Raw genomic sequence first — 22,250 nt, forward strand, 5'->3', positions numbered from 1 at the left:
CAAAATAATCATTGGTATCATCGTATCATTTCCCTTAGGCGGATGATACCATGATACTAAACTTAATTTCTTTATTTTTGCGTTACTTTTTCAAATGTGCCAGGGTCTTCATCATATTAAACTTTGTACATGTAATCCGGAATTATCAATTGATAATGCAACTTGGATTCTGTATCGGCATGGCATAACTAACCCTTGTATAGTAGGTGGTTTAATAGCTATATATCATAAAAAAACTGATTTATTCAATGAAAGTACCATGCACCTCCGCTTTTATGAAACTTTGTATCAAAATGATTTGAATAACTACAACTGTTTTGATTTTGGTTACACTCCTGCGCTAAATGATAAATTACATATTAAAATATTATTTCAAAAATCCATTTATATTTTGAAATTTATTTTCAGAAAAGACTGGCAACCCAATTATGAGGAAATGGAGGAATACATTATTTTGCGTACCGGTAAACTTGATAATATTTCTCCAACGCCTTAACCCTTAATCATACTGAATTACCTTACAGTAAACTATAACTACTTTATAAACCAACCTACGTTCCTAACCCCTCTTACACAAATCGCTTTTCCCAAAACTCGCAACCAGTTAAACCCGCTTCAAATTAAGATAAGAACCCTCATTTCTCCTGCCAATAATCAATGGCATATCAACTCTCGTTTTGAAATTAAGCATCCATATTGCACCTTCAATTGCATCAGGGCCATCGTCATGGTAACGGCTGCCTTTTTCAAACATCAATAGTTGCTCAATCAGCTTTTTAGTCCCCGGGTTTTCCTTTTCATCTTCATTAAAAAAAATCATTCCCCTTTCAAAAAGTGGCTGCATACTTTCTATTCTTTGAAACTTATCAGGCTTATTTCTTGTATCTCCTTTAATTGGAATTTGCTTTCCGCTTTCATTTCCCATTTTGGTAAATTCATCAAATAAAATATCCTGCAAAAAATTACTTTCCATATAAAAATATATTGGCGTTGCTATTCCATAATTTTCTTGCAATGCATAATGCCACCTCACCATTTCGCGCACTGTTGTTTGGGCCACAAACGATTTTAATAAATGAAACTCACCAGTTTTATTTTTGCCTATCAACACTGTTGCTTTGTAATCGCTTTTTGCCCCGCTTTTAAAACTTGGGTCAGTATAAGAAACAAGATAACGGTATGAGGCAAGGGGATCAATTTTCTTATAACGTATATCTTTTAGTTTAAAAACCGCACCATCAGTAATTGGATTATTAAAAAATTCCTTTTGCGACCTGCGCACTCCAATGGTGTCAATCACTTGTTGAATATCTTCTTTGGTATATTTCTCATGCCAAGTGGGATTGCCATTTTCATCAAGTGCATTTACAACGGTATGAAATATCCCCGGCACTTGGGCAAAGTGTGCAAGCACACTGTTTTTACTAATCCTGTTACCTACAAAAACAAATCTTCCCTTACCCATATCCATTGTATTAAACAATGCTTCTAATATCCAATCTAGCATTTTAGTTACTCTGTTTTCATTTTGTACTAATTCATCATCATCCAAATCATCAACTACTAAGTAGTCTGGGCGATGTTCACGAAATCGCAATCCACGCGGACTTTGCCCTCTGCCTAATGCAAAAAATGCTTTTGCATCTTTTGTTATAAATTTTCCATCTTCCCAGCTACCTACATTTATTTGTTCGCCATAATCATGAATGTATCGTTGATTGTATTGTAATTCAGCTTGTAAATCTCCAAGTAACGTTTTTGCATTGTCTTCACTTTTGCCTACAAGTATCATTACATTTAATTCTCCTTTTACTTTCAGCCATAATGGAATCATTAAATCAAAGTGTGTGCTTTTTGCATGTCCTCGCGCCCATTCAAACAAAGCCCTTAGTTTTTTATTGTTTGCAACTTCATTGGCTGCGTCTATCTGAAATTGTCCACATTTATTTTTTGCATAGTGTGGAAAATAATACTCAACAAAAAATTGATAGTCGTTTTTGGCTCGCTCTATCCGCTCTGCTTTTGACATTTCATTTTCAAAACCATCCACTACAGTTTGCTGCTGTACCTTCGTACAGTGCATTTGCCACCTGGTCAGACTTTGCTTAGATACTTTCATTGTTATGGTTTTTTATTCAATCAACTTGTAGCCCTGAGGTCCCTTTCCCCGCTCCTGTTGGAGTGGAGTTAGTGCTGAGTTCGCATTCCCCTCTCCCGTTGGAGAGGGGTCAGGCGTGAGGTCGCATTCCCCTCTCCCCCTGGAGAGGGGTCAGGGGTGAGGTTTCACTATTTTACTTTGTATAAATAAATCCTGAAAATGATTATTCCGTTGCGCGAAATCTACATCGACAATCATACGCCACCTATTGTATTCTTCAACAACTTCTATGTAAGTTTCTATAGTTGCTTTCTTTTCAAGCTTGTCAATGGAGGCTGCTAATTTTGCAATTGAATCTACTTCGCGTGCGCTCAGTATTCTGCTTTCATCTTTTGCAACATCAGCTATTCTTAAAAGTTGAATATGCAACATAGAAATAATTTGCTGCCTTGTCAAACTTTTAGTGTCACGTAATTCAGTCCATTTACCCTTTTGCTTTTGTTCGGTAAAAGTTTTTTCCGTCCACATGACTATTTCACAAATTTCCTTTTGTGTTTTTTCTATATTCAAGAACATAGTTCTTGCAATTTCTATTTTTTGTTTTGTAGTCATCTATAAATAAATTATGCCTTGGTTATTTATTCCCCTCCCCAGTTGCAGAGGGGTTAGGGGTGAGGTGTATTCTCCCCTCTCAAGTTGCAGAGGGATTAAGGTTGAGGTTATTTGTTCATCGAGCTAAATATTATTTCTGTGCAACTAAGTATCATTGAGCGCAACACGATGCAAGCCGCTACACACCTATGTTTTGCATAAATATAAACATTATTTTTATACGGAAATAAAATAAAATGACGGATAATTATATAGTAAACAACACGCCAAAACCTGCCGAAATTCTCTTATATGGTTATATAGGTAATGACACCAATGACTTTTCCAAGAAATTTATAGCCGAATTTAAAAAGGTAGAAGGATCTAATTCAAATATAAATGTCCGTATTAATTCAGGTGGTGGTGATGTATTTGAAGGTATTGCCATTTATAACACACTTAAAAATTCGTGCGCAACAATACATGTATACGTTGACGGTATGGCTGCAAGCATGGCAAGCATTATCGCTTTGGGTGGCTCAAAAATATTTATAAACAAATATGCTCAACTAATGATTCATAAGGTTTCAGGTTCATCGCATGGTGATGCTGATAAGCTGAGAGAAACAGCTTCCTTGATGGATGAAATGCAACATTCACTAATCTCAATTTATGCTGAACGAACAGGTTTGCAAGCTGCTGAAATTGAATCTGCATGGATGCAAAGGGGTAAGGATAATTGGTTTAATGCTGAACAAGCTCTTAAATATAAATTAGTTGACGAAATATTTGATGGTGCAATAAAAAAGGCACCTTCCAAAATAAAGAACGGCTCATTGCCAATGCAATTCAATCAAATCGCATTCGTGAAGAACAGCGTTCTGTTTTTACCATCTTGGCCGAAGCAAACTTTGATGCAGCCAAGGCTGCTATTAATGCTATAACGCCTTATAAAAGCATTACATCGCAATTAGCAACCGTAGAGGCAGAAGATGAATATAAATCCTTTCGTGAGTATCAAGAGAAGGCTCCTGCTTTGCTTGCAGAAATGAAAATTAACAATCCGGCTAAATTCTCTGCACTCTATAAAAAAGAATACGGCACAACACCAAAACTATCAGCACTATAATCAAATATGCTTAATTCTACCTAATCAATTATATAAGGTTGAAATGAGGCTTAAAACAATCAAATAAAATGGCTATACAAAAAGAAATCTGGACTAATCATTTACAAGCAAGCTTGTTTAAAAACAATGACTTCCTTAATTACTGTTATAAGGCAGACCAACATGTAATAAATGGAAAGTAGTACATATCCCCAATGCAGGAGCAGCACCTGCAATTGTAAAAATCGTTCATCGTTACCTGCATCTGTCACAACACGTACCGACATTGATATAACATATCCGTTGGACGAATTTACATCCGACCCAATTCTAATTCCCAATGCCGACACCGTAGAATTATCTTACGATAAAATGGCCAGTGTCCTTTCCGAATCAGAAAGTGCAATCCGCGAATTAGTTGCCGATTGGATGTTGTACAATTGGCGTGTAGAAACAGGTGGGGCTATCGTTCGCACCTCAGGTGCCAATGTTAATGCACATCTACCATCAGCAACAGGTACACGCAAAAAGTTTTCCCTTGCCGATGTAAAAGCTGCACGCTTATTACTCAACAAACAAAACGTAGCCAAAGAAGACCGCTACATGATGGTAGATTCCGATATGTACGAACAATTAGTAGATGAATTAAACGTCACTCAATACCGTGATGCAGCTAAAGAATATGACCTGCCGGCAGGTGTTATAAACCGTATTTATGGCTTTTGGATTATGGAACGCAGTAACACACTCGTTGCGAATAATGCTGGTACGCCACTAGTACAAACCCCAGGCACAGCAGGCACAATAAACGACAACGGTGTTGTATTGCTTTGGCAAGCAAACTGCGTAGAACGTGCTTTAGGCGCAGTTGATTTCTTCGAGCAACTAAACGCTCCAACTTATTATGGTGACATCTATTCTGCCCTCATACGCATGGGTGGCCGCAAGCGCAGAAACGATTACAAAGGTGTAGTAGCAATCATCCAAACACCATGACCATCGTATTGTAATGTTTTTTATTCTTTTACTATTTTTTCATTGAATGTTTTCTTTTCTGTTTTCAGGGTTTGAAATAAATTCCCGATATAATTTATCTAGGGCAATTTCTTTTATATTTTCTCCTTCCATTAAGTCAATTTTTGATCGATAAATCGATTGCCTAATGTATTGCATATTTCAATAATGCTATTATCCTGATTTGTTTCAGAATACATTTCCAAAATAAATGTTCCTGCATTTGGATTTGGATATATTGAAAGAAATTCATTTGATTCAATATCTGCAGCTATATAGGAACGGCAGCTTACTGTCACTGTTTTTGGTCCGGATGTAGTTGAACAGCCAAATGAATTGGTGACAGTAACTTTATAGTTGCCGGCACTTGTAGCAACGTAACTAGATGCTATTGCACCGGGAAGATTAAGATTATCCTTTAACCATTGATAGGTTAACCCATTGCCTGTCGGTGCTGAAAAAGTAACTGTCCCCGGTGGGCAAATCGTTTGTGATCCTGTAATTGTTATAGCAGCAGATGGTGGACCGGTAACTAAAACCGAATTGGAAGTTTTGCTGCATCCGTTTGAATTGGTCACGATTACCGAATAATTATTTGTTACGGTTGCGGTATAAGATGATAAGGTTGCACCTCCAATATTTGAATTTCCTTTTTTCCATTGATATGTCAATCCTGTACCCATATTCGCATTTAAAACAGAGGAGCCTCCTGTACAAAAATTTGTAGGTCCAGAAGGGGTGATTAAAGCTGAAGGAATACTTTTCACTGTTACAGTTGTACCAGCTGAAAGGCTTGTACAACCTGATGCATTTGTTACAATAACCTTGTAAGTGCCCCCTGATGATGCTAAATATGTTTTGGAAGTAGCTCCACCTATAATGGTAGAACCCTTTTTCCATTGATATGTCAATCCTGTACCAGAATTTGCATTTAATACTAAGGTATCTCCGGCACAAAAATATGTAGCTCCGGAAGGAGTGATAACAGATGTAGGAACACTTTTTACTATTACAGCTGTTCCAGATGAAAGGCTTGAACACCCTGATGCATTTGTTACAATAACCTTGTAAGTGCCCCCTGTTGATACTAAATATGTTTTGGAATTTGCTCCACCAATATTGGTAGTGCCCTTTTGCCATTGGTATGTGAATCCTGTACCCCCATTTGCTGAAAGAACTACATTCTCTCCGTTGCAAATTGTTGTGGAGCTTTGCGCTGTAATAGTTGCTGAAGGCGATGGGTTTACCGTAACTGTGATTGAATTAGAGGTTACAGATCCACAGGTTCTTGTTACTACTACTTTATAGCTGCCACTTGCTGTTGCAATATATGATGAATTGGTCGCTCCAGGAATATTTACATTATTCTTTTTCCATTGATATGTTGATCCCATTGCAACTGCTGTACTCAATTGAACATTATCACCAGGGCAGAAAGTAGTAGAACCCGCAGCAGAGATGTTTATAAATGGACCCCCTACACCAACAGCATACCAGGCATTTGTAACAGACTGGACTAAAGGAGAACATTCATTACCGAATGATATATCAATTGCAGCTTGTATGGAGCCCCAACGGGCATCAGCGTAATCAGAGGAGGACCATAAATATGACGTTAGATTACTATATGCAACTTTCGCAGCAGCTGACATTCCAATTCCTTGAACATTATATACATCATTATTATCGTTGGTTCCACTGCCACCATTAACCAATAAATAAAACCAGAAATTCTGAACCCCGCTATTTGTATGAACTCCACCAAAGTCATCACTTCCCGTATACCAGGGTCCTAAAGAATTAGTGCTTAAATAAGTATCGGGGTGTCCATATGTATTGGGATTTGCCAAAGATCGGAAGGCTCCGCTTGCTCGGTCTGCCCCAACTAGCCAGTCATTTCCCGTAACATAATTTTCTATTACTTCACCGAATATGTCACTGAATGATTCATTCAGGCCTGACTCATAGGAATAGTTTAAATCAGCTGATGCAAATGTTACAGCGTGTGTATATTCATGAGCAATAATATCAAGCGGACACCATGAATCTGACAGGCTACTTCCGCACCGACCTCCATTGTACCATTGTTTGTCATAAATGCACCATCAGTATCAGCAGCATTTATATATGCTTCGACTGTTCCCTCAGCGTTGTCATAAGAGTTGCGTCCGTGAGTCAGAAAATAGTTATATGCCTGCTTTACTTCCCATAAAACTGTTCCCCCAAACCGTTTATTGTTTGAAACCCATTTGTTGGCAGTATCTTCTATTTCTACAACATTACCATTATTCCAATTTTTGACCCAAATAGAAGCCGCCTGACAAGAATCTCTTAGCCTCCACTTGGCGGTTGGAGTAGTAACATACTTTTCAGTAAAGATATTACGCGTTCCACTAGAAAAAAGAGTTGCCACAGTTGCAGGTTTACAATGCGGATCCGGACACGGGCCAGTGCAAATAGGCATCGTATCTATAGTAACCACATTATTGGCATGCTGTATAATGTTGGGAAAGCAAGTGATTGCCGTTCCTGCAATTGAAAAATCAATCTCAAAACCATCAAATTCTTGTAGAATTGGCATACAGGTTAGATTAGTATTACTGTCAACAAGAAATTCCTAAGAAGCGCTGGAAGAGCCGGCAAACTGTCAAGTTGATTGCTACCACACCTAAGTTTCACTAAAGAACTGGGGAGTGGCGGTAAGTTTTTTTAACAAGTTGTTCTCGCAATGAAGTGTAAACAAACCAAAAGGAAGTGAAGGCAGGCTCGTCAATTGATTGTAGTTACACCTTATAAAATCTAGACATGCAGGAAGCACAGGAAGGTTTGTTAATTGATTATCATCACAACTTAAAGTACATAAAGAGGCAGGTAGAGTAGGTAAAGTTGTTAACAGATTATCATCACAAATTAAATACAATAAAGTATCAGGAAGTGCAGGTAGGCTCGATAATAGATTGCGATTACAGTACAAACGTTCGAGAGACGCAGGAAGCGCAGGAAGGCTCGTTAATTGATTATCATCACAAACTAAAGTACATAAAGAAGCCGGAAGGGTGGATAAGTTGGTTAACGGATTATCACTGCAGTCTAAAGATATTAAATCGACAGGTAGTGTAGGAAGGGTTGTAAACTGATTATTCCGACAGGTAAAGTGTTTTAGACTTGCAGGAAGTGTGGGAAGGCTCGATAATTGATTGCCAGGACAATATAAAGTCTTAAGTAATCCAAAATATTGTATCCCTGTCAAATCTGAAATATTAGCATAATCAGGATACAAAGATTTACAATTTTGAACCTTAGCCGAGGTAACATTAAGCATATTCCCATTCATTTCTGCTGCGAATCCTCCTCCATATATATCTTTTAGCCAAGCCACAAAATTAGGATCTGGTATGGTAACCCATTGTTGTGCTTTGCAAAAATTGAAGGAAAAAGAAGCAAGTAAGACAGTAATGATAATTTTGGTTTTCATAATGTTTTTAGTTTTGTCTTTTTTTAATTATGCTTAAGAGAGTTTACTAAAAATACTTCACCTGTTTTTGCATCCACATATACTCTTTGTGCATTATCAGGAATGGAAGAATATATGTCAAACTTATATGCGAGCCGCAGATTTGTTTTTTTATCAAGTGTATTAATATCCTCAGCATACCAGTACAATTCACCTTTAGGAAAATAAGTTGCATTTATATCTTTCTTGCTTTCCTTAATGTTTTTTTCCCAGAATACATCTTCCCATTTATATTTCAATGCGCCTACGTAGTTCTTTGCTGCATTCATTGCTTCCACCACATTCACTGTGGCTTTAGATGAAAGATTTGTAGTAACATTCAATGCATGTCCGTTAAAAGAAGTTACATAGCCATCTTTAACATGCACGATATACATTGTTAATTCAATAGGTATGTCCTTGTAAGTCTGAATGTAGCGATAATGTACCATCCCTAAATCATCAGTTTCTTTTGGGTCAATTTAAAATCAACGTCAGAACTTGTCTTGAATGTTTGCTTTAGCCAGGGTAAAAAAGAAGCAAAAGATTTTTGCTGTTCTTTCTCAAATCTTACAAAAGCTGGATAAGGGCTGTTTGTTTTTTCATACACAAAGGAGGCATCTGATATTTTTTCACTTGCCTTCTGTCCGTGATATTCCTTGCCTTCAATATCCGTTTTTGCAACATTGCTCTGTTGAGCAAATAAACTTGGCGTTGCAATTGTAATCAGAGATACAATAAATAACCCCGTTATTTGCAAATAATTATTTGTTTTCATCTTTTATTTTTTTGAGTAAAATAAACCAAACAAATATAAAACAATAAAATTAAAACAGAAAAAATAAAACAATAGTGCTCACCTTTTATTAAAATCTTTGCTGTAAATACAAAGTCGTTTCTAGCCTCATTGTGCGATATAATCGAAGTAATTCTTTTTATTCATGCCCTTTTAAACCCATTTGGCACAAGTGTTTACAAGCAAACGCGTTGCCTTGCCTTGTTCCTCAATATTTACCCCACCTTCTTTCCCCTCAATGTCCTATCTAATAAAGCATCAAATTTCAAAAGTGAATCGTAATCAAAATCAAAAGATTCACCATCAATAAAATCGCTACCATCACTATATACATTACAGTAATAATCCAAACCGTATATCCATTTTTGCTCTTCTGGGTTCGTTTCTAAGTGCGCTTCATTAAACCTATTTAATCTTGTAAATGTGCCTGGTGCTATAAGGCTTACATACCTGTTAACATTTTCAACTATTGCATAAAAGGTTGCCATTTCGGTACGTACTCCATGTGGGGCGCTGTAATATTCAGTTTCATTTTCAAAAGGGTAAATTATTTTTAGCCGCAAGTGTACCACACCAATTTGTTTCGCAGCATCGTAATCTCTCCAATATACATTTTCTATTCGTATCAATACCGCAGGATATACCACAGGTATTTCTGCACCCTCTTTTTTCAATTGCCCAATATCAATATCCACATGTTTTATTTCGGGTACATTGTCTGTTATGGCAGTAGCTATTTGGCCATATAAATTAAATAAAGCACTCATACTATTTCTTCTTGTTTAGTTGTACCCTCTTCTATTTTCTTACCTTCTGTTGGTGTAGGTACATTATATGTTTCGTAAAAATATTTATCGTCAATTTTTATTCTTTCAGCAAGTTTTAAATCCATATCCAATCTTGTTTTCAAATCTATATGTTCCTGCTCATTAAAATAAAATTTTCCTTTTCCTGTAGTATATCCATGCTTTTGTAGTATTGGTATGAGTTTATCATTCAGCACATTTTTTACAAATAACTTATCCGCCATCAGTAAATCACGCTCCGCTTCTTGGTGTACTTTTGCTTGTGCCAGTGCACCGCCACTTTCTGTGGTCATGGTTTGGCCTAAAATCAATTTCGAGAGTTCCTTATTGCATAAATTTATAAGCCCCTCATACAGCACATTACTACCTGCTGCATTGTTTTGTATAAATTCAAAATCTGCCTCTTTTGGTATTACCACATAAGCAGCAGAACCAGCCTCCCTCAGTGCCGTCTCTAATTCACTTCGTGTTTTTTCATCATACCCATCATATTTTGCAATGCGAAATGGCATTCCAAATAATTCAGAATATTGCGCCCAATCTCCAAATCCCCCACGTTTATAAATTACATATTGCGCAGCTTTCATTAGCAATCCGTGTCCATTTTCTTCTCCTACCTCAATACAATAATCTAAATAGGGTGCAGTTCTGTAACTAAATCCCGTTTGGTCATATTGGTGCTTTAATATAATCCCTTTATTCGGTTCCACATGCTTCCGTGGTATAAGTTTCGGTTGCATTTTTTTATTATCAAAACTCAGTTCAATCAAACTATGTCCCCACAGTTTACATTCCATTATATAATGCAATAAATTAATAAAATCTTCTGTGCTTGTCAGCTCAGTTATTTCATCATGCACTACTCCTTTTTCTACAAACACTACAGGCGTGTTTGTTACCGCCAGCTTCCTTTTTTCAATCACAGCCGTTAAATGTCCATCCACAAGTATTTCCTCATATAAATCGTACAGCAATATTCGCCTTGGCATTGTAATGCTTTCAGCAGATTGTATAGCATTGCGCCATTTACTTATGTCCTGTGCACCTCTTTTAATTTGTGTAACTTCTATCTTTTGGATTATCGTATTACTTTTTTTCTGCTGTTTTTGTTGCCATTATTCTTGATGATTTTCGCGTTTAATATTTCCTCCACCTATTATCGTTTTAATGCCACTACTTTGCAATAGTGTTGGATTAATAATTTGTTGCTGTACATTTTTTAGCCATTTTACTGCGGCATCATATCGCTTGGCCCTAATTTCGGGTATGCGGTATTGATGTCTCCTACTAAATAAATGATATAAGGCTATATCCTTTCCATACATCAGCAAAGTTTTATTTCTATCGCCTCCACTTGCAGCAAATATTTCGCTCACAGCATATCTCTCTGCCAAATATGATTTCATTTCCTCAACTGCTTCATCTGCCATCTCTAATAAAATATCATCATCATTTCCTGTAATAAAATCCAAATTACTTGCTGGTATTATGGTATTAAAATCAGCTTTCTCAATAAAGTGGGACGCCATGATTTTTTTATGTAAATTTACTGTTATAACGTATTAATATCAACACTCGTATTGCTTTGGATTGCCTTGATTTACTTGTAACTAGTGTCCTTTTGGTTTTCTCTTACCCATTTTTCAGTACAAATAAACACGGCATTTTATCAGCCCACATTTACGGCCTTCGTTTTTTAAAACCCCAATCAACTCTCTTCTTCCAATTGAATTTTCCATGGGTTTTAAAAACACGATTAAATACAGCCATTAAGGTTTTTTTTGCGTGCGGCATGGCGATTTCATTCCCGTTGGTTTTTGGTTTGAGAATAATGCCGAGATTTTTTTCAATTGATGCACTAAGGTGCCAGTAAAATTTTATTTTAAGAGGACGCAAAAGTTGGGCTGAAGGCCAGGTGTGTTTTCTGCTTTTAGGTTAATGCAGAATGATTTCGTTAAAGAAAAAGCAACTTTATATGAATTCGATGTTGATAAAAAAGATTAAAATAAACTTGCAAACAAATGCAATTTAAGGGATATTAGAGCAATATAAAACAGAAAAAAATGTTCCCGATGTGCAAATTTTTCGATGCCTTACAAACCGCTACTGGTGCGGGTTTCAGTGCTTTGTTGCAAACTCAAAATGTTGTACCATTGTTGTACCCGCCAAAAAAAAACCCTCGAAAGTTGTTTACTATCAAGGGTTTTAGTGATTTTCTTGTGATCCCGCTGGGACTCGAACCCAGGACCACTACATTAAAAGTGTAATGCTCTACCAACTGAGCTACGGAATCGCCTGTAAATACGGGTTTAGAAAACTTTTGGGTAACTATTTCCGGATTTTGAGGTGCAAAAATAGATATTAATTCATTTCTTCAAAATAATATTTGCACATTTATTCACAACCTGAGCGCATCCTAAAAAATATAAACTTGCTAAAACTTTGATGTTGCAGGGGTATTTCTATTTTGCGCCCCGAAAAATCAATTGAAAAAAATATATTATGAGTGGAGAGAAAATTAAAATAGCAAACGGCAAACTGATTGTGCCTAATAATCCGATAATACCTTTTATAGAAGGAGATGGCACCGGGCCGGATATATGGAGAGCAAGTGTACGTGTGCTTGATGCCGCAGTTAATAAGGCTTACAATGGCAGCCGAAAAATCGAATGGCTTGAAGTGCTTGCAGGTGAGAAGGCATTTAATAAAACGCAAAACTGGTTGCCCGATGAAACCCTTGATACCATTCGCGAATATTTGGTTGCAATAAAGGGCCCTCTAACTACGCCTATCGGAGGTGGTATACGTTCGCTGAATGTAGCACTGCGTCAGATTTTGGACCTCTATGTTTGTTTACGTCCGGTGCAATATTTTACGGGAGTGCCTTCACCGGTAAAATTTCCCGAAAAGGTTGATATGATTATATTTCGCGAAAATACCGAAGATATTTATGCCGGTATAGAATTTGCTGCCGGTAGCGATGACAATAAAAAATTTCTTGATTGGTTTAAAGGTGCCTTTGAAAAGGAATTTAAGAAAATACGTTTTGGCACCGAAGCATCAGTAAGTGAATGGATACAGCAAGCCGGTGATACATCGAGTGAAAACAAAGTAATGGTAGGTATTGGAATCAAACCTGTTTCGCAACAAGGTTCTGCACGATTGATACGCGCAGCTATAAAATATGCAATTGATTACAAACGTAAGAGTGTAACCATTGTGCACAAAGGCAACATTATGAAATTTACCGAAGGTGGATTTTTATCGTGGGGTTATGCCCTTGCTGAAAAAGAATTTGGCTCAGATGTGTATACCTGGAGTCAGTGGGAGCGTACCAAAAAAGATAAAGGAGAAGCAGCAGCAAACGATGAACAAAAGGCAGCTTTGGCTTCGGGAAAGGTTTTAATAAAGGATGCTATTGCCGACATTACCTTGCAACAAGTTCTTACCCGCCCCGAAGATTTTGATGTGATAGCAACGCTAAACCTGAATGGCGATTACCTGAGCGATGCTCTTGCTGCTCAAGTTGGGGGAATTGGAATTGCTCCGGGAGCTAATATTAATTATGTAACCGGCCATGCCATATTTGAGGCAACCCATGGCACTGCTCCCAAATATGCTAATCAGGACAAAGTAAATCCGGGCAGTATAGTATTGAGTGGCGAAATGATGTTGCGTTATTTGGGTTGGACAGAGGCTGCCGATCTTGTTTTAAAAGGATTAAATGGTGCCATCGCAAACAAGAAAGTTACTTATGATTTTCATCGTTTGATGGAAGGAGCTACTTTAGTAAAATGCTCAGAGTTTGGCGATGCCATTATTGGCAGCATGTAATTTGAAGATACAAACAGTACAATGTATAAAGCCGGAGGTTTGGTGCCACCGGCTTTTTTTTCCCCTTAATAAAAACGAAAAGCTAATTTTATAGTGTGTAAAAGTTAGTAATGGTTTGTATGATGGGTACAAAAATATAGCAGCAGCCATGCAGATAAAAGATGGTAATTACCTGAAATAAAAAATGAGGGTAAACCCTTGCCATTGCGATTGCCTTATTAAAATAATTTTCTTGCAACAAAGGACATTGCGGCCAATACCAAGCCCGCTATTAAACCAATAACAGGACCCGAAACCAAGGGTAACATGTGTGGTGGCACCCAGGTAGATTTTGAAAATGCTTGGTGCAGTTGCGCATTGTTTTTGAAATACATGTCGAAGAATAACTTTTGGCAGATAGCATTAAGTAATCCCCAAATAATACCAATAAGCAAAGCATGTACAAATAAGCGGTCTACTGTATTTCGCGCAAGGATAAGTGCAGTAGCTATGGCAAAGCAAATCCAAAGGTAAATCTCTATCTTATGGGTGTACCCTAATACAGATAACAATCCCATTATTACACCCGGGCTGCTAAGCAGTATGATTAATTTCCAATTCATTTGGGTTAGGAAAAAAGGCTACACAATTTTAAAAATTCTTCGTCTGTTTCAGCTATAAGTTTATTAACAATTTCTGCGCATGGCAGTATATCATGAACAAGTTCAACCGATTGGCCGGCACTCCACAAACTTTGATAGTTGCCAGGCATAATTGCCCTTTCAAGTTTTTTTGCTCCGCGATACTGCACCAGAGCTTTAAAATATTTTTTGGTTTGCTTGTTAGCATTTAACCAGCGCTCGATAAAGTTTTGTCTGTAGCCAATGCTTTTGGCATAGTCGGTATTAATGATATTGCAGGGAGTACCGCTCAATCGCTCAGTAAGAACAATGTCGCCCATGCCTGCATCAACAATAGCCTTTTTATATTCCCTGCTAACCGATGCTTCGCTGCTAGCTATAAAACGTGTTCCTATCGAAACGGCATCGGCTCCTGCTGCCAGGGCGCTTAATATACTACTGCCATTAGCTATGCCCCCGGCTGCAATAACCTGCTTGTTGGGGTAGGCGCTTTTTAATGCGGGTACCAATACACTCAAAGGATATGGGCCTGCATGACCACCTGCCCCTGCCCTACTGCTATAAAGCCATCGCAACCGACAGCTGCTGCCTTATGTGCATGCATCATGTTAGTAACATCGCAATATACTTTTGCCCCGTAGGGTTTTACCTCTTCAATCACATGTTGCGGGCTACCTAGCGATGTGATGTATAAAGGAACTTTAGCCTGCTTGCAAATTTCCAAATGCTTTTTATAAAAAATGTTGGTTTCCTGCACAATCAGATTTACACCAAGCATTCCCGAATACACAATTTTGTCCAAACTTAAAAGACGTTGAAGCACTTGCTTCAGATCATTATCATTACGGTAATTTAAAGTTGGAAACGTAGCGGCAATGCCGCTGCGCAAACCCTCGCGCATCATAGACTCATTTGATACCAGAAACATTGGTGCCATTACAATGGGCGCACGTAGATTTAATGATTGTGAAAAAACAGTTTGCACGATGCCTTATTTTTAGCAAAGGAAATCCTTTAATGCAAAAATGAAACATGCATTGCATTTATTTTGTGGCAATTGTTCACAACAAGAATCACACAAGTAACCGCTTTTCCGTTTTAAAAAATTCTTGAAGGTCCTTAAACTAACATTGTTGGGTGCTAATGAAATCTCACTATTACCAATTCGCTTTAAAGCGGGAATCCAGAAAAATTTTAGAAAGTAATAGAAGATAATAGTTAGATAATCCTACGTTCGATAGCTTTACTTACTGCCTCGGTAGCACTATGTACATGCAACTTTTCGTAAATCTTACGAATATGCGAATCAACGGTATGGTAACTGATTTTTAAATTATCGGCAATCATTTTATAGCTCATACCCTTCACTAATAATTGCAATAATTCTTTTTCACGTTCGGTAAGGTGGTATTCTTCTTGTGCCTGTTTTACAGGGGTAACCATGCGCAGTTGCTCTAATACCTTAGCGGCAATGAGCGGTGTCATTGGGCTACCTCCTTTATGAGCATCTCTTATGGCTTGCACTATTTGTTCGGGAGTCGAATTTTTAAGAATGTAACCTGAGGCACCTGCACAAATTGCATCAAAAATGCGGTCGCCATCTTCAAACACAGTTTGCATAATAATTTTAAGATTGGGAAATTTAGACTTCAACAGCCGCACGCCTTCTATACCGTTTATGCCCGGCATAGCAATATCCATTAATACAACATCGGGCAATGTTTGTTCTATACGCTTAATAACATTATTGCAATCAGGAAATGAATTTACACAACATATCCTCTTCTCCATTTATCAATATCTCATACATATCACGGATATCAGCAAAATCATCAAATGCTACTACTCTTATTTTTCCATTCCTGCTATTTTTGGTACAATAGTATAGAAGCACAAATATAGCTGCAATAGCGACAATTCGTGATAAGACGTTACACAAACTAAAAACCCAATCGAATTATTTTAATGAAAAAAATTAAAATGCACCTTTGCACAAATTAAAAAAAAACATAGTTGCGTTACTTTGCCGAAATACGATATAATGGCTTTGCTTATTGTGGCTGGCAGGTGCAGCAAAATGCGCATACCATACAAGAGGCAGTAAATAAGGCTTTAACAACCCTACTTGGATCAGAAATTGAGTGTATTGGTTGTGGCCGTACAGATACCGGTGTGCATGCCACACAATATTATATTCACTTTGACACGAATCAAACAATCGATTCCTTTCGATTTATCTATCAGTTTAATTCCATAGTTGGATATGATATAGCCATGTTGGGACTTTACCCGGTTGATGATGGTTGCCATGCAAGGTTTGATGCTACCTCGCGCTGTTATCATTATGTAATTACTCATTATAAAGATCCTTTTCTTAATCATCTTGCATTATATCAATACGATCAATTACATCTTGCGCCAATGAATGAGGCATGCCAACTACTAAAGGAGCATACAGATTTTAAAAGTTTGAGCAAAACAAACACGCAAGCAAAAACCAACCTTTGTAGCATTCAGCATGCACAATGGGTCAACGTTGGCGACTTTACTTACTTCAGAATCGAATCGAACCGTTTTTTGCGCGGTATGGTTAGAGCACTGGTTGGTACTATGCTCATCATAGGTCGTGAAAAAATGACGGTTGCCCAATTTGAAAACATATTACATGGTCGCGATCGAAAACTTGCCGGAGAGAATGAAGAACCTTATGGACTTTATCTTTCAGGAGTTAACTACCCATTTATTAACAATAAGTATATACGTTTGCCCTGGATGCTTGGCAATACAAATTAATCATGGATAGCAAAAACAGCGGTAAGGCGTTCGACTTTAATTTACTTAAGCAAGTAATGTTGTATGTGAAACCATACAACTCCACGTTTATTGTTACCGTTATTCTTACACTTGCTCTTGCCTTGCTGTCACCCTTAAGGCCCTATATTGCTCAGATAGCGATTGATGAATATATCCCGCAGGGCAACAAACACTCGTTGATAGTTTGTGTGATATTAATGCTTGGTACTGCTTTGATTTCTTCGATATTGCAATTTCTATACACTAACAACACGAATTTTCTTGGGCAGCAGGTAATTGAAGATATCCGAAAAAAGTTATTTCACCGGTTATTGCACTTCCGTACTTCCTTTTTTGATAAAACTCCCATAGGAGTTACTGTTACCCGATTGATAAGTGACATGGAAACCATTGCAGACATTTTTACCGATGGCCTACTACTAATTATAAGCGATTTACTGCAATTAGTAGCCATCATTGCTTTTATGTTTTATGTTGATTGGCGCTTGACCTTAATATCGTTAATACGATACCTGTGTTGTTAATTGCTACCCGCATTTTTCAAAAAATATAAAGAACATTTAATGATGTGCGCAATGCTGTTGCACAACTAAACACATTTGTACAAGAGCATTTATCAGGTATTCGGATTGTTCAAACTTTTAATCGTGAGCAGCAAGAGTATAAAAAATTTAAAGAGATAAATGCCCAACATCGTAAAGCTAATATTCAATCTATCTGGTATTATTCCATTTTCTTTCCGGTGGTGGAGTTGCTTAGCGCAACTGCTATAGGCCTGTTATTATGGTATGGTATTCTGCAAATGCTTGATACCAAACCATCGTTCGGAATTATTGTCTCGTTTATCATGTACATCAACTTGCTCTTTAGGCCAATACGTGAGTTGGCAGATAAGTTTAATACTCTACAAATGGGTATGCTTAGCAGCGAACGTATTATAAAACTAATTGGTGCTGATGAACAAACACAAAATACAGGAAAGACAGGTGCTACAAACATTCGCGGGAAAATTGAATTTAGAAATGTTTATTTTACTTACCAATATGATAATACTAAAAAAGATGCTGATCAAAATTGGATACTTAAAAATATAAGCTTTACCATACAACCCGGAGAAATGGCAGCTTTAGTAGGCACAACCGGCTCAGGCAAAACAACAATTATCGCGTTGCTCAATCGCTTTTACGAAATACAAAAGGGCGAAATCATGATTGATGATATACCCATTCAACATTATGAACTGCATAGTTTGCGCGCAAAAATTGGGCTGGTACAGCAGGATGTGTTCTTGTTTTCAGATAGCATTTACAATAACATTACTTTTTTTGAAAATGGAATTAGCAGGCTAACTGTGGAGCAAGCTTGCAAAAGTGTAGGCCTGCATCCTTTAATACAGCAATTGCCGGGAGGTTTGGAATTTAATGTACAGGAAAGAGGCACACAATTAAGTGCAGGTCAGCGTCAGCTACTAGCCTTTGCACGCACATTGGTGGCTAATCCAACTATATTTATTCTTGACGAGGCAACTTCTTCTATTGATAATGAAAGCGAAAAATTAATTTCTAATGCAACACAATCGCTTATGGCCAACCGAACTAGTGTTGTAATTGCGCACAGGCTTACTACCATACACCACGCTACGTGCATTTACCTGCTTAGTAAAGGCGAAATCAAAGAACAGGGAACCCATAATGAATTGATTAATAAAAGTGGATTGTACAAGAAATTGTACGAACTGCAGTTTGAAAATAATTTGTAATAAAGGTAATTAAGTTTATGTTACAGTGCTACTCAATAAGCAAGGCATCTTGTACAAAATTTCGATAGACTGCTAGCTAGCATTTTTGTGATTAGGTGAAAATGCTAATCTCAGGCAGAAAAATATTATACACCTTGTGTAAAACATATAAATTTAAATCTATACTTTTACCATACCGTATTCTTAATTGTAACAATATAATTATTTATCTAATGAAAAAATTAATCAACTTGCTGGGCTAAATTTTGCTACACTGCACACTGTTACAACGGTGCTGGTTTAAGTTGGACCGCTATATGTACAACTACATTTAACACAGCTGATGTTATACCTGATAAGTTAGCCATCGTACCTTATACAATAAATGGACAAAATCATTTCCGAGTTTTGTGTGGTTTAGTTAACAAAACATACAACACACTCCCAAAGCTTGTGGAAATATTTAATTCTGAATTTCCTACCGCTTGCACGAATACCTTAGTAAACAACAACCCGTGTGGCACTAATCCTGTACCTACCGATATATTTACTAATATGTATTTAGACTTACTGGATAAGACCGATGGAGGAGTAAACTCAATAGAAGTAAATCCTTGGCGTCATACTATTTATTTAAGTACTGCCTATCAACCAACAAGTACAGGGCTGTTACGGGCAGGGTATATCGTGGTAGTTACAATCCTTACACGGGTGATGTTGATGATTGTTGGAGCGATATTACTGGTAATTTGCCAAATAAAGTTTGCGTTGCAATAAGTAGCAATGCAAGTAAAAAGGAAGCTTGTAGCGAGAATATTTTTGCTTGTGTACGTGGGCTTGGAGTTTGGAAGTGTGATATTGTGAATGAATTTGATGTAAACGATTATGCACAAAAATCGTTTTTATGAAGTAAATAATGACATAGTAATTGCTTCAAATACAACAATCACATTGACAGGCTGTACCTTAGCCATAGCTACCGGAAAAAATTACTGTGGAGCAAAATGCGACATTAGTTTGAAGGGCACTAGCTATTTATATGCCTGTGGCGATATGTGGCAAGGCATTATAAACAATGGAGGCACTGTAAATATTACAAACTCATCAACTATTGAAGATGCAATAGAAGCTGTGCACAATCAAAACAACGGTATCCTAAACATTACCAACAACACCTTTGCCGGCAACAATACCGATTTGTTTTTAGATCAAGGCAGTTATTCAAATATGAAAATAACAGGCAACACATTTACAAATGCCGCAGGGCCACTTACCAAAGCACCTTATGCAGGCATAGCACCCGCACATCATATACGATTGAATAATGTTACTGCCCTCGAAATTGGTGGTGCTACAGTGGCCGAAAAGAATATTTTTAACCGCAATTTGCTTGGCATATTGGCAACTGGCTCTACTTTTAATAGCTATAATAATACATTTAGTAATTGTGGTAAATTGCAGTATGCCGCCAATGCAATACCATCGTGGACAAAACTTTATTACTGTGCTGCAATTACCGCAGTATCTTACAATAACACCCCCACTGTAAATATTGGTGACCAAAACAAAACAAACACCTTCACCAATTGCGATTTTGGAATATTTATTTGCTGGTGGCAAAACAAACGCATCACCCTCGATGCCCTGTACAACACTTTTGAAAATTGCCCTACAAGCATTTACGCACTTAATGTAAATGGTACTACTACTACCAACACCCTAAACATTAACAACAATTCTATTACCAAAACACCATTAGGTGGAATAGGCATTCGTTTAGAAAATCTGCGTTTTAATACCATTGCCAATATTAATAACAATATGATAAATCAAAGTGGTTTTTATGATGCGGCAAATTATGGCCGGGCGGGTATTGATATACAAAATTATTTGCCTACTGTGGTGAGGTTGAATGTAAGCAATAATAATTCTCGCAATGTAGCAACCAGTATAATGTTGCGAAATTTACTTGGCTATGCTAAGTGTGGCAATGGTGGAGGGCAATTAAATGTTTTTGAAAATACAATTTATATTACAAAACCGATTGTTGATATTGGACTACAACATCAAACAGGAATTAATGTGCAAAATTGCCAATTTGCTCAACTATACAATAACAACCCAATACATTATACTCAAATACCCGATGTTACAATACTCGATTTAGTTACAGGAATAAATATTGAAGGCAGTACATTAATTACACTATCGCAAAACAAAACTGAAAATTGTGGGCGAGGTATTTCTTTTAAAAGCGTGTGTACAGGTACAGTTTTATTTTGCAATACAATGACAAACTGTTGGCGCGGTGCATACCTTGACGGTACAGGTGTAAGCACCTCCATAAGCGACCAAGGCGATTGGACTAATAACACAATCACAAGTACATCGTGGGGTAATAAATGGGATAATAATGACCCAACACTTAGTGGAAATAATAGAGTGGATGGGAGTGGAATGCCAGTTGGTACACCCCCACTATGGTTATACGATGTAAATGATGTTGCACCTTTTATGTTCAGACCTGTGCCTTCAAATCAGCAATATATAACTCCTACAGCCGTAAATAACACAACAACCGATTGCACAGCACCAAATATAGTAAGTGATATAGAACGAGAGCGCAACTATGGACGAACTGTGCGCGATAGTACATGGAACGACCCCGATTCTACCTATTTTGAAATAACGAACGAAGACGCATTTTTTGATGCTGCAAATGCAGACTCTACTATACTTTATCAAAATAATAATAAAGATGCCATTTATCAAAACAAATACAATCAATTGAATGGTGCGGACGAAGGACGAATAGATGATGTGATTTGTAAAATAACTGACGGTGATTAGATTACTGCACTTTCAATTGTGGATGCATTGGATGCAAGCAATGTTATAAATGCAAACAAGCAATTTGTATTAAAATATTTTGTTGCGTTATAAAATAATGATTCTATTTTGGACACTACCATTATTGAACAATTATATGCCTTGGTTTATACCCATCCGTTTTACGGTGGCGAAGCGGTGTATTGGGCGAGGGCAATACTCCACATAGATGTAATAGATGAAATGCCGCAATTGCGAAAAGGGCGACCAAATATTCAAAATCAGAATGTATTGAAATTGCAAAATGGAAAGCTCCTGCCAAACCCTGCAAAAGATTATGTGCTATTTAATTATGAGAAAAATAAATCAGATAAAATTAGTTTAGAAATTATTGATTGCATTGGAAAAAAAAAATTAATGAGATTGAAATTGAAAATGCACAAACGATAATTAGCACAACCGGTTTGCAACAATCCGTTTATTTTATTCATGTATATATAAATGGAATA

Annotated in this window: 20 protein-coding genes, 1 tRNA gene and 3 pseudogenes; 10 read left to right on the forward strand and 14 right to left on the reverse strand. The window is 37.2% G+C overall.

Annotated elements, in window-relative coordinates:
• Positions 1 to 94 precede the first annotated feature (94 nt).
• Positions 95 to 496, forward strand: a complete 402-nt coding sequence (locus IPO27_12400) for a hypothetical protein (protein ID MBK8847291.1) — start codon at positions 95 to 97, stop codon at positions 494 to 496.
• A gap of 108 nt (positions 497 to 604) precedes the next feature.
• On the opposite strand, the gene terL is transcribed toward IPO27_12400, so the two are convergent.
• Together terL and IPO27_12410 are read right to left on the reverse strand one after the other, a co-directional pair.
• Positions 605 to 2,119 carry a phage terminase large subunit gene (gene terL / locus IPO27_12405; GenBank protein ID MBK8847292.1) on the reverse strand — a complete coding sequence of 505 codons (1,515 nt, stop codon included), beginning with the start codon at positions 2,117 to 2,119 and terminating at the stop codon, positions 605 to 607.
• Between the two features lie 150 nt (positions 2,120 to 2,269).
• Entirely contained in the window at positions 2,270 to 2,710 is a 441-nt protein-coding gene (locus IPO27_12410; GenBank protein ID MBK8847293.1) for a hypothetical protein, read from the reverse strand.
• 236 nt (positions 2,711 to 2,946) lie between these two features.
• Here IPO27_12410 and IPO27_12415 point away from each other — a divergent pair, with 236 nt between their 5' ends.
• The 3 genes from IPO27_12415 (at position 2,947) to IPO27_12425 (ending at position 4,793) form a co-directional block, all read left to right on the forward strand.
• Positions 2,947 to 3,633, forward strand: coding sequence for a Clp protease ClpP (locus IPO27_12415; protein MBK8847294.1), 687 nt, complete (start codon positions 2,947 to 2,949; stop codon positions 3,631 to 3,633).
• Positions 3,585 to 3,818: a hypothetical protein gene (locus IPO27_12420; GenBank protein MBK8847295.1), complete on the forward strand. Its 234-nt coding sequence runs from the start codon at positions 3,585 to 3,587 to the stop codon at positions 3,816 to 3,818. Before IPO27_12415 ends, IPO27_12420 begins: the two co-directional genes overlap by 49 nt.
• Positions 3,819 to 3,989: 171 nt before the next feature.
• Positions 3,990 to 4,793, forward strand: coding sequence for a hypothetical protein (locus tag IPO27_12425; protein MBK8847296.1), 804 nt, complete (start codon positions 3,990 to 3,992; stop codon positions 4,791 to 4,793).
• A 131-nt stretch (positions 4,794 to 4,924) separates the two neighbouring features.
• On the opposite strand, the gene IPO27_12430 is transcribed toward IPO27_12425, so the two are convergent.
• The 9 genes from IPO27_12430 to IPO27_12470 form a co-directional block, all read right to left on the reverse strand.
• A complete protein-coding gene (locus IPO27_12430) occupies positions 4,925 to 6,910 on the reverse strand; it encodes a M4 family metallopeptidase (protein MBK8847297.1) in 1,986 nt (661 codons plus the stop codon).
• Entirely contained in the window at positions 6,808 to 7,392 is a 585-nt protein-coding gene (locus IPO27_12435; protein MBK8847298.1) for a hypothetical protein, read from the reverse strand. Before IPO27_12435 ends, IPO27_12430 begins: the two co-directional genes overlap by 103 nt.
• An 87-nt stretch (positions 7,393 to 7,479) precedes the next feature.
• Positions 7,480 to 8,286, reverse strand: a complete 807-nt coding sequence (locus IPO27_12440) for a hypothetical protein (GenBank protein MBK8847299.1) — start codon at positions 8,284 to 8,286, stop codon at positions 7,480 to 7,482.
• 23 nt (positions 8,287 to 8,309) lie between these two features.
• The gene (locus IPO27_12445) at positions 8,310 to 8,756 is read right to left on the reverse strand and encodes a hypothetical protein (GenBank protein MBK8847300.1); all 447 of its coding nucleotides are present in this window, start codon (positions 8,754 to 8,756) and stop codon (positions 8,310 to 8,312) included.
• Positions 8,757 to 8,758: 2 nt separating this feature from the next.
• Positions 8,759 to 9,082: a hypothetical protein gene (locus IPO27_12450; protein MBK8847301.1), complete on the reverse strand. Its 324-nt coding sequence runs from the start codon at positions 9,080 to 9,082 to the stop codon at positions 8,759 to 8,761.
• A 233-nt stretch (positions 9,083 to 9,315) separates the two neighbouring features.
• Positions 9,316 to 9,867, reverse strand: a complete 552-nt coding sequence (locus IPO27_12455; GenBank protein ID MBK8847302.1) for a hypothetical protein — start codon at positions 9,865 to 9,867, stop codon at positions 9,316 to 9,318.
• Positions 9,864 to 10,850: a DUF935 family protein gene (locus tag IPO27_12460; protein MBK8847303.1), complete on the reverse strand. Its 987-nt coding sequence runs from the start codon at positions 10,848 to 10,850 to the stop codon at positions 9,864 to 9,866. The genes IPO27_12455 and IPO27_12460 overlap by 4 nt, the downstream gene beginning before the upstream one ends.
• A gap of 171 nt (positions 10,851 to 11,021) precedes the next feature.
• Positions 11,022 to 11,435 carry a DUF1320 family protein gene (locus IPO27_12465; GenBank protein MBK8847304.1) on the reverse strand — a complete coding sequence of 138 codons (414 nt, stop codon included), beginning with the start codon at positions 11,433 to 11,435 and terminating at the stop codon, positions 11,022 to 11,024.
• 691 nt (positions 11,436 to 12,126) lie between these two features.
• A tRNA-Lys gene (locus IPO27_12470) sits at positions 12,127 to 12,199 on the reverse strand.
• Between the two features lie 209 nt (positions 12,200 to 12,408).
• Here IPO27_12470 and icd point away from each other — a divergent pair.
• The gene (gene icd, locus IPO27_12475) at positions 12,409 to 13,740 is read left to right on the forward strand and encodes an NADP-dependent isocitrate dehydrogenase (GenBank protein ID MBK8847305.1); all 1,332 of its coding nucleotides are present in this window, start codon (positions 12,409 to 12,411) and stop codon (positions 13,738 to 13,740) included.
• 218 nt (positions 13,741 to 13,958) lie between these two features.
• On the opposite strand, the gene IPO27_12480 is transcribed toward icd, so the two are convergent.
• From IPO27_12480 to IPO27_12490, 3 genes and pseudogenes are all read right to left on the reverse strand, one after another.
• Complete coding sequence (locus tag IPO27_12480; protein ID MBK8847306.1) at positions 13,959 to 14,342, reverse strand: hypothetical protein; 384 nt, start codon at positions 14,340 to 14,342, stop codon at positions 13,959 to 13,961.
• A 5-nt stretch (positions 14,343 to 14,347) separates the two neighbouring features.
• Positions 14,348 to 15,297, reverse strand: a pseudogene (locus tag IPO27_12485) (nitronate monooxygenase).
• Positions 15,298 to 15,578: 281 nt separating this feature from the next.
• Positions 15,579 to 16,170, reverse strand: a pseudogene (locus IPO27_12490) (response regulator transcription factor).
• Positions 16,171 to 16,373: 203 nt separating this feature from the next.
• Here IPO27_12490 and truA point away from each other — a divergent pair.
• The 5 genes and pseudogenes from truA (at position 16,374) to IPO27_12515 (ending at position 22,191) form a co-directional block, all read left to right on the forward strand.
• Positions 16,374 to 17,153, forward strand: coding sequence for a tRNA pseudouridine(38-40) synthase TruA (gene truA / locus IPO27_12495; GenBank protein MBK8847307.1), 780 nt, complete (start codon positions 16,374 to 16,376; stop codon positions 17,151 to 17,153).
• Between the two features lie 2 nt (positions 17,154 to 17,155).
• Positions 17,156 to 18,933, forward strand: a pseudogene (locus tag IPO27_12500) (ABC transporter ATP-binding protein).
• Between the two features lie 432 nt (positions 18,934 to 19,365).
• Positions 19,366 to 19,689: a hypothetical protein gene (locus IPO27_12505; protein MBK8847308.1), complete on the forward strand. Its 324-nt coding sequence runs from the start codon at positions 19,366 to 19,368 to the stop codon at positions 19,687 to 19,689.
• Between the two features lie 108 nt (positions 19,690 to 19,797).
• Complete coding sequence (locus IPO27_12510) at positions 19,798 to 21,762, forward strand: hypothetical protein (protein ID MBK8847309.1); 1,965 nt, start codon at positions 19,798 to 19,800, stop codon at positions 21,760 to 21,762.
• A 108-nt stretch (positions 21,763 to 21,870) separates the two neighbouring features.
• Positions 21,871 to 22,191 carry a hypothetical protein gene (locus IPO27_12515; GenBank protein ID MBK8847310.1) on the forward strand — a complete coding sequence of 107 codons (321 nt, stop codon included), beginning with the start codon at positions 21,871 to 21,873 and terminating at the stop codon, positions 22,189 to 22,191.
• The last annotated feature ends 59 nt before the right edge of the window (positions 22,192 to 22,250 follow it).

This window comes from Bacteroidota bacterium, assembly GCA_016714535.1.
Taxonomy (GTDB): Bacteria; Bacteroidota; Bacteroidia; order AKYH767-A; family OLB10; genus JADKFV01.

Excerpts from the sequence above, each read along its gene's own strand:
- IPO27_12425 (MBK8847296.1), top strand. The coding sequence starts at position 3,990 with ATGGAAAGTAGTACATATCCCCAATGCAGGAGCAGCACCTGCAATTGT.
- IPO27_12445 (MBK8847300.1), bottom strand. The coding sequence starts at position 8,756 with ATGGTACATTATCGCTACATTCAGACTTACAAGGACATACCTATTGAA.
- IPO27_12415 (MBK8847294.1), top strand. The coding sequence starts at position 2,947 with ATGACGGATAATTATATAGTAAACAACACGCCAAAACCTGCCGAAATT.
- IPO27_12435 (MBK8847298.1), bottom strand. The coding sequence starts at position 7,392 with ATGCCAATTCTACAAGAATTTGATGGTTTTGAGATTGATTTTTCAATT.
- IPO27_12410 (MBK8847293.1), bottom strand. The coding sequence starts at position 2,710 with ATGACTACAAAACAAAAAATAGAAATTGCAAGAACTATGTTCTTGAAT.
- terL (MBK8847292.1), bottom strand. The coding sequence starts at position 2,119 with ATGAAAGTATCTAAGCAAAGTCTGACCAGGTGGCAAATGCACTGTACG.
- IPO27_12455 (MBK8847302.1), bottom strand. The coding sequence starts at position 9,867 with ATGAGTGCTTTATTTAATTTATATGGCCAAATAGCTACTGCCATAACA.
- IPO27_12465 (MBK8847304.1), bottom strand. The coding sequence starts at position 11,435 with ATGGCGTCCCACTTTATTGAGAAAGCTGATTTTAATACCATAATACCA.
- IPO27_12400 (MBK8847291.1), top strand. The coding sequence starts at position 95 with ATGTGCCAGGGTCTTCATCATATTAAACTTTGTACATGTAATCCGGAA.
- IPO27_12480 (MBK8847306.1), bottom strand. The coding sequence starts at position 14,342 with ATGAATTGGAAATTAATCATACTGCTTAGCAGCCCGGGTGTAATAATG.
- IPO27_12440 (MBK8847299.1), bottom strand. The coding sequence starts at position 8,286 with ATGAAAACCAAAATTATCATTACTGTCTTACTTGCTTCTTTTTCCTTC.
- icd (MBK8847305.1), top strand. The coding sequence starts at position 12,409 with ATGAGTGGAGAGAAAATTAAAATAGCAAACGGCAAACTGATTGTGCCT.
- IPO27_12510 (MBK8847309.1), top strand. The coding sequence starts at position 19,798 with ATGCACAAAAATCGTTTTTATGAAGTAAATAATGACATAGTAATTGCT.
- IPO27_12450 (MBK8847301.1), bottom strand. The coding sequence starts at position 9,082 with ATGAAAACAAATAATTATTTGCAAATAACGGGGTTATTTATTGTATCT.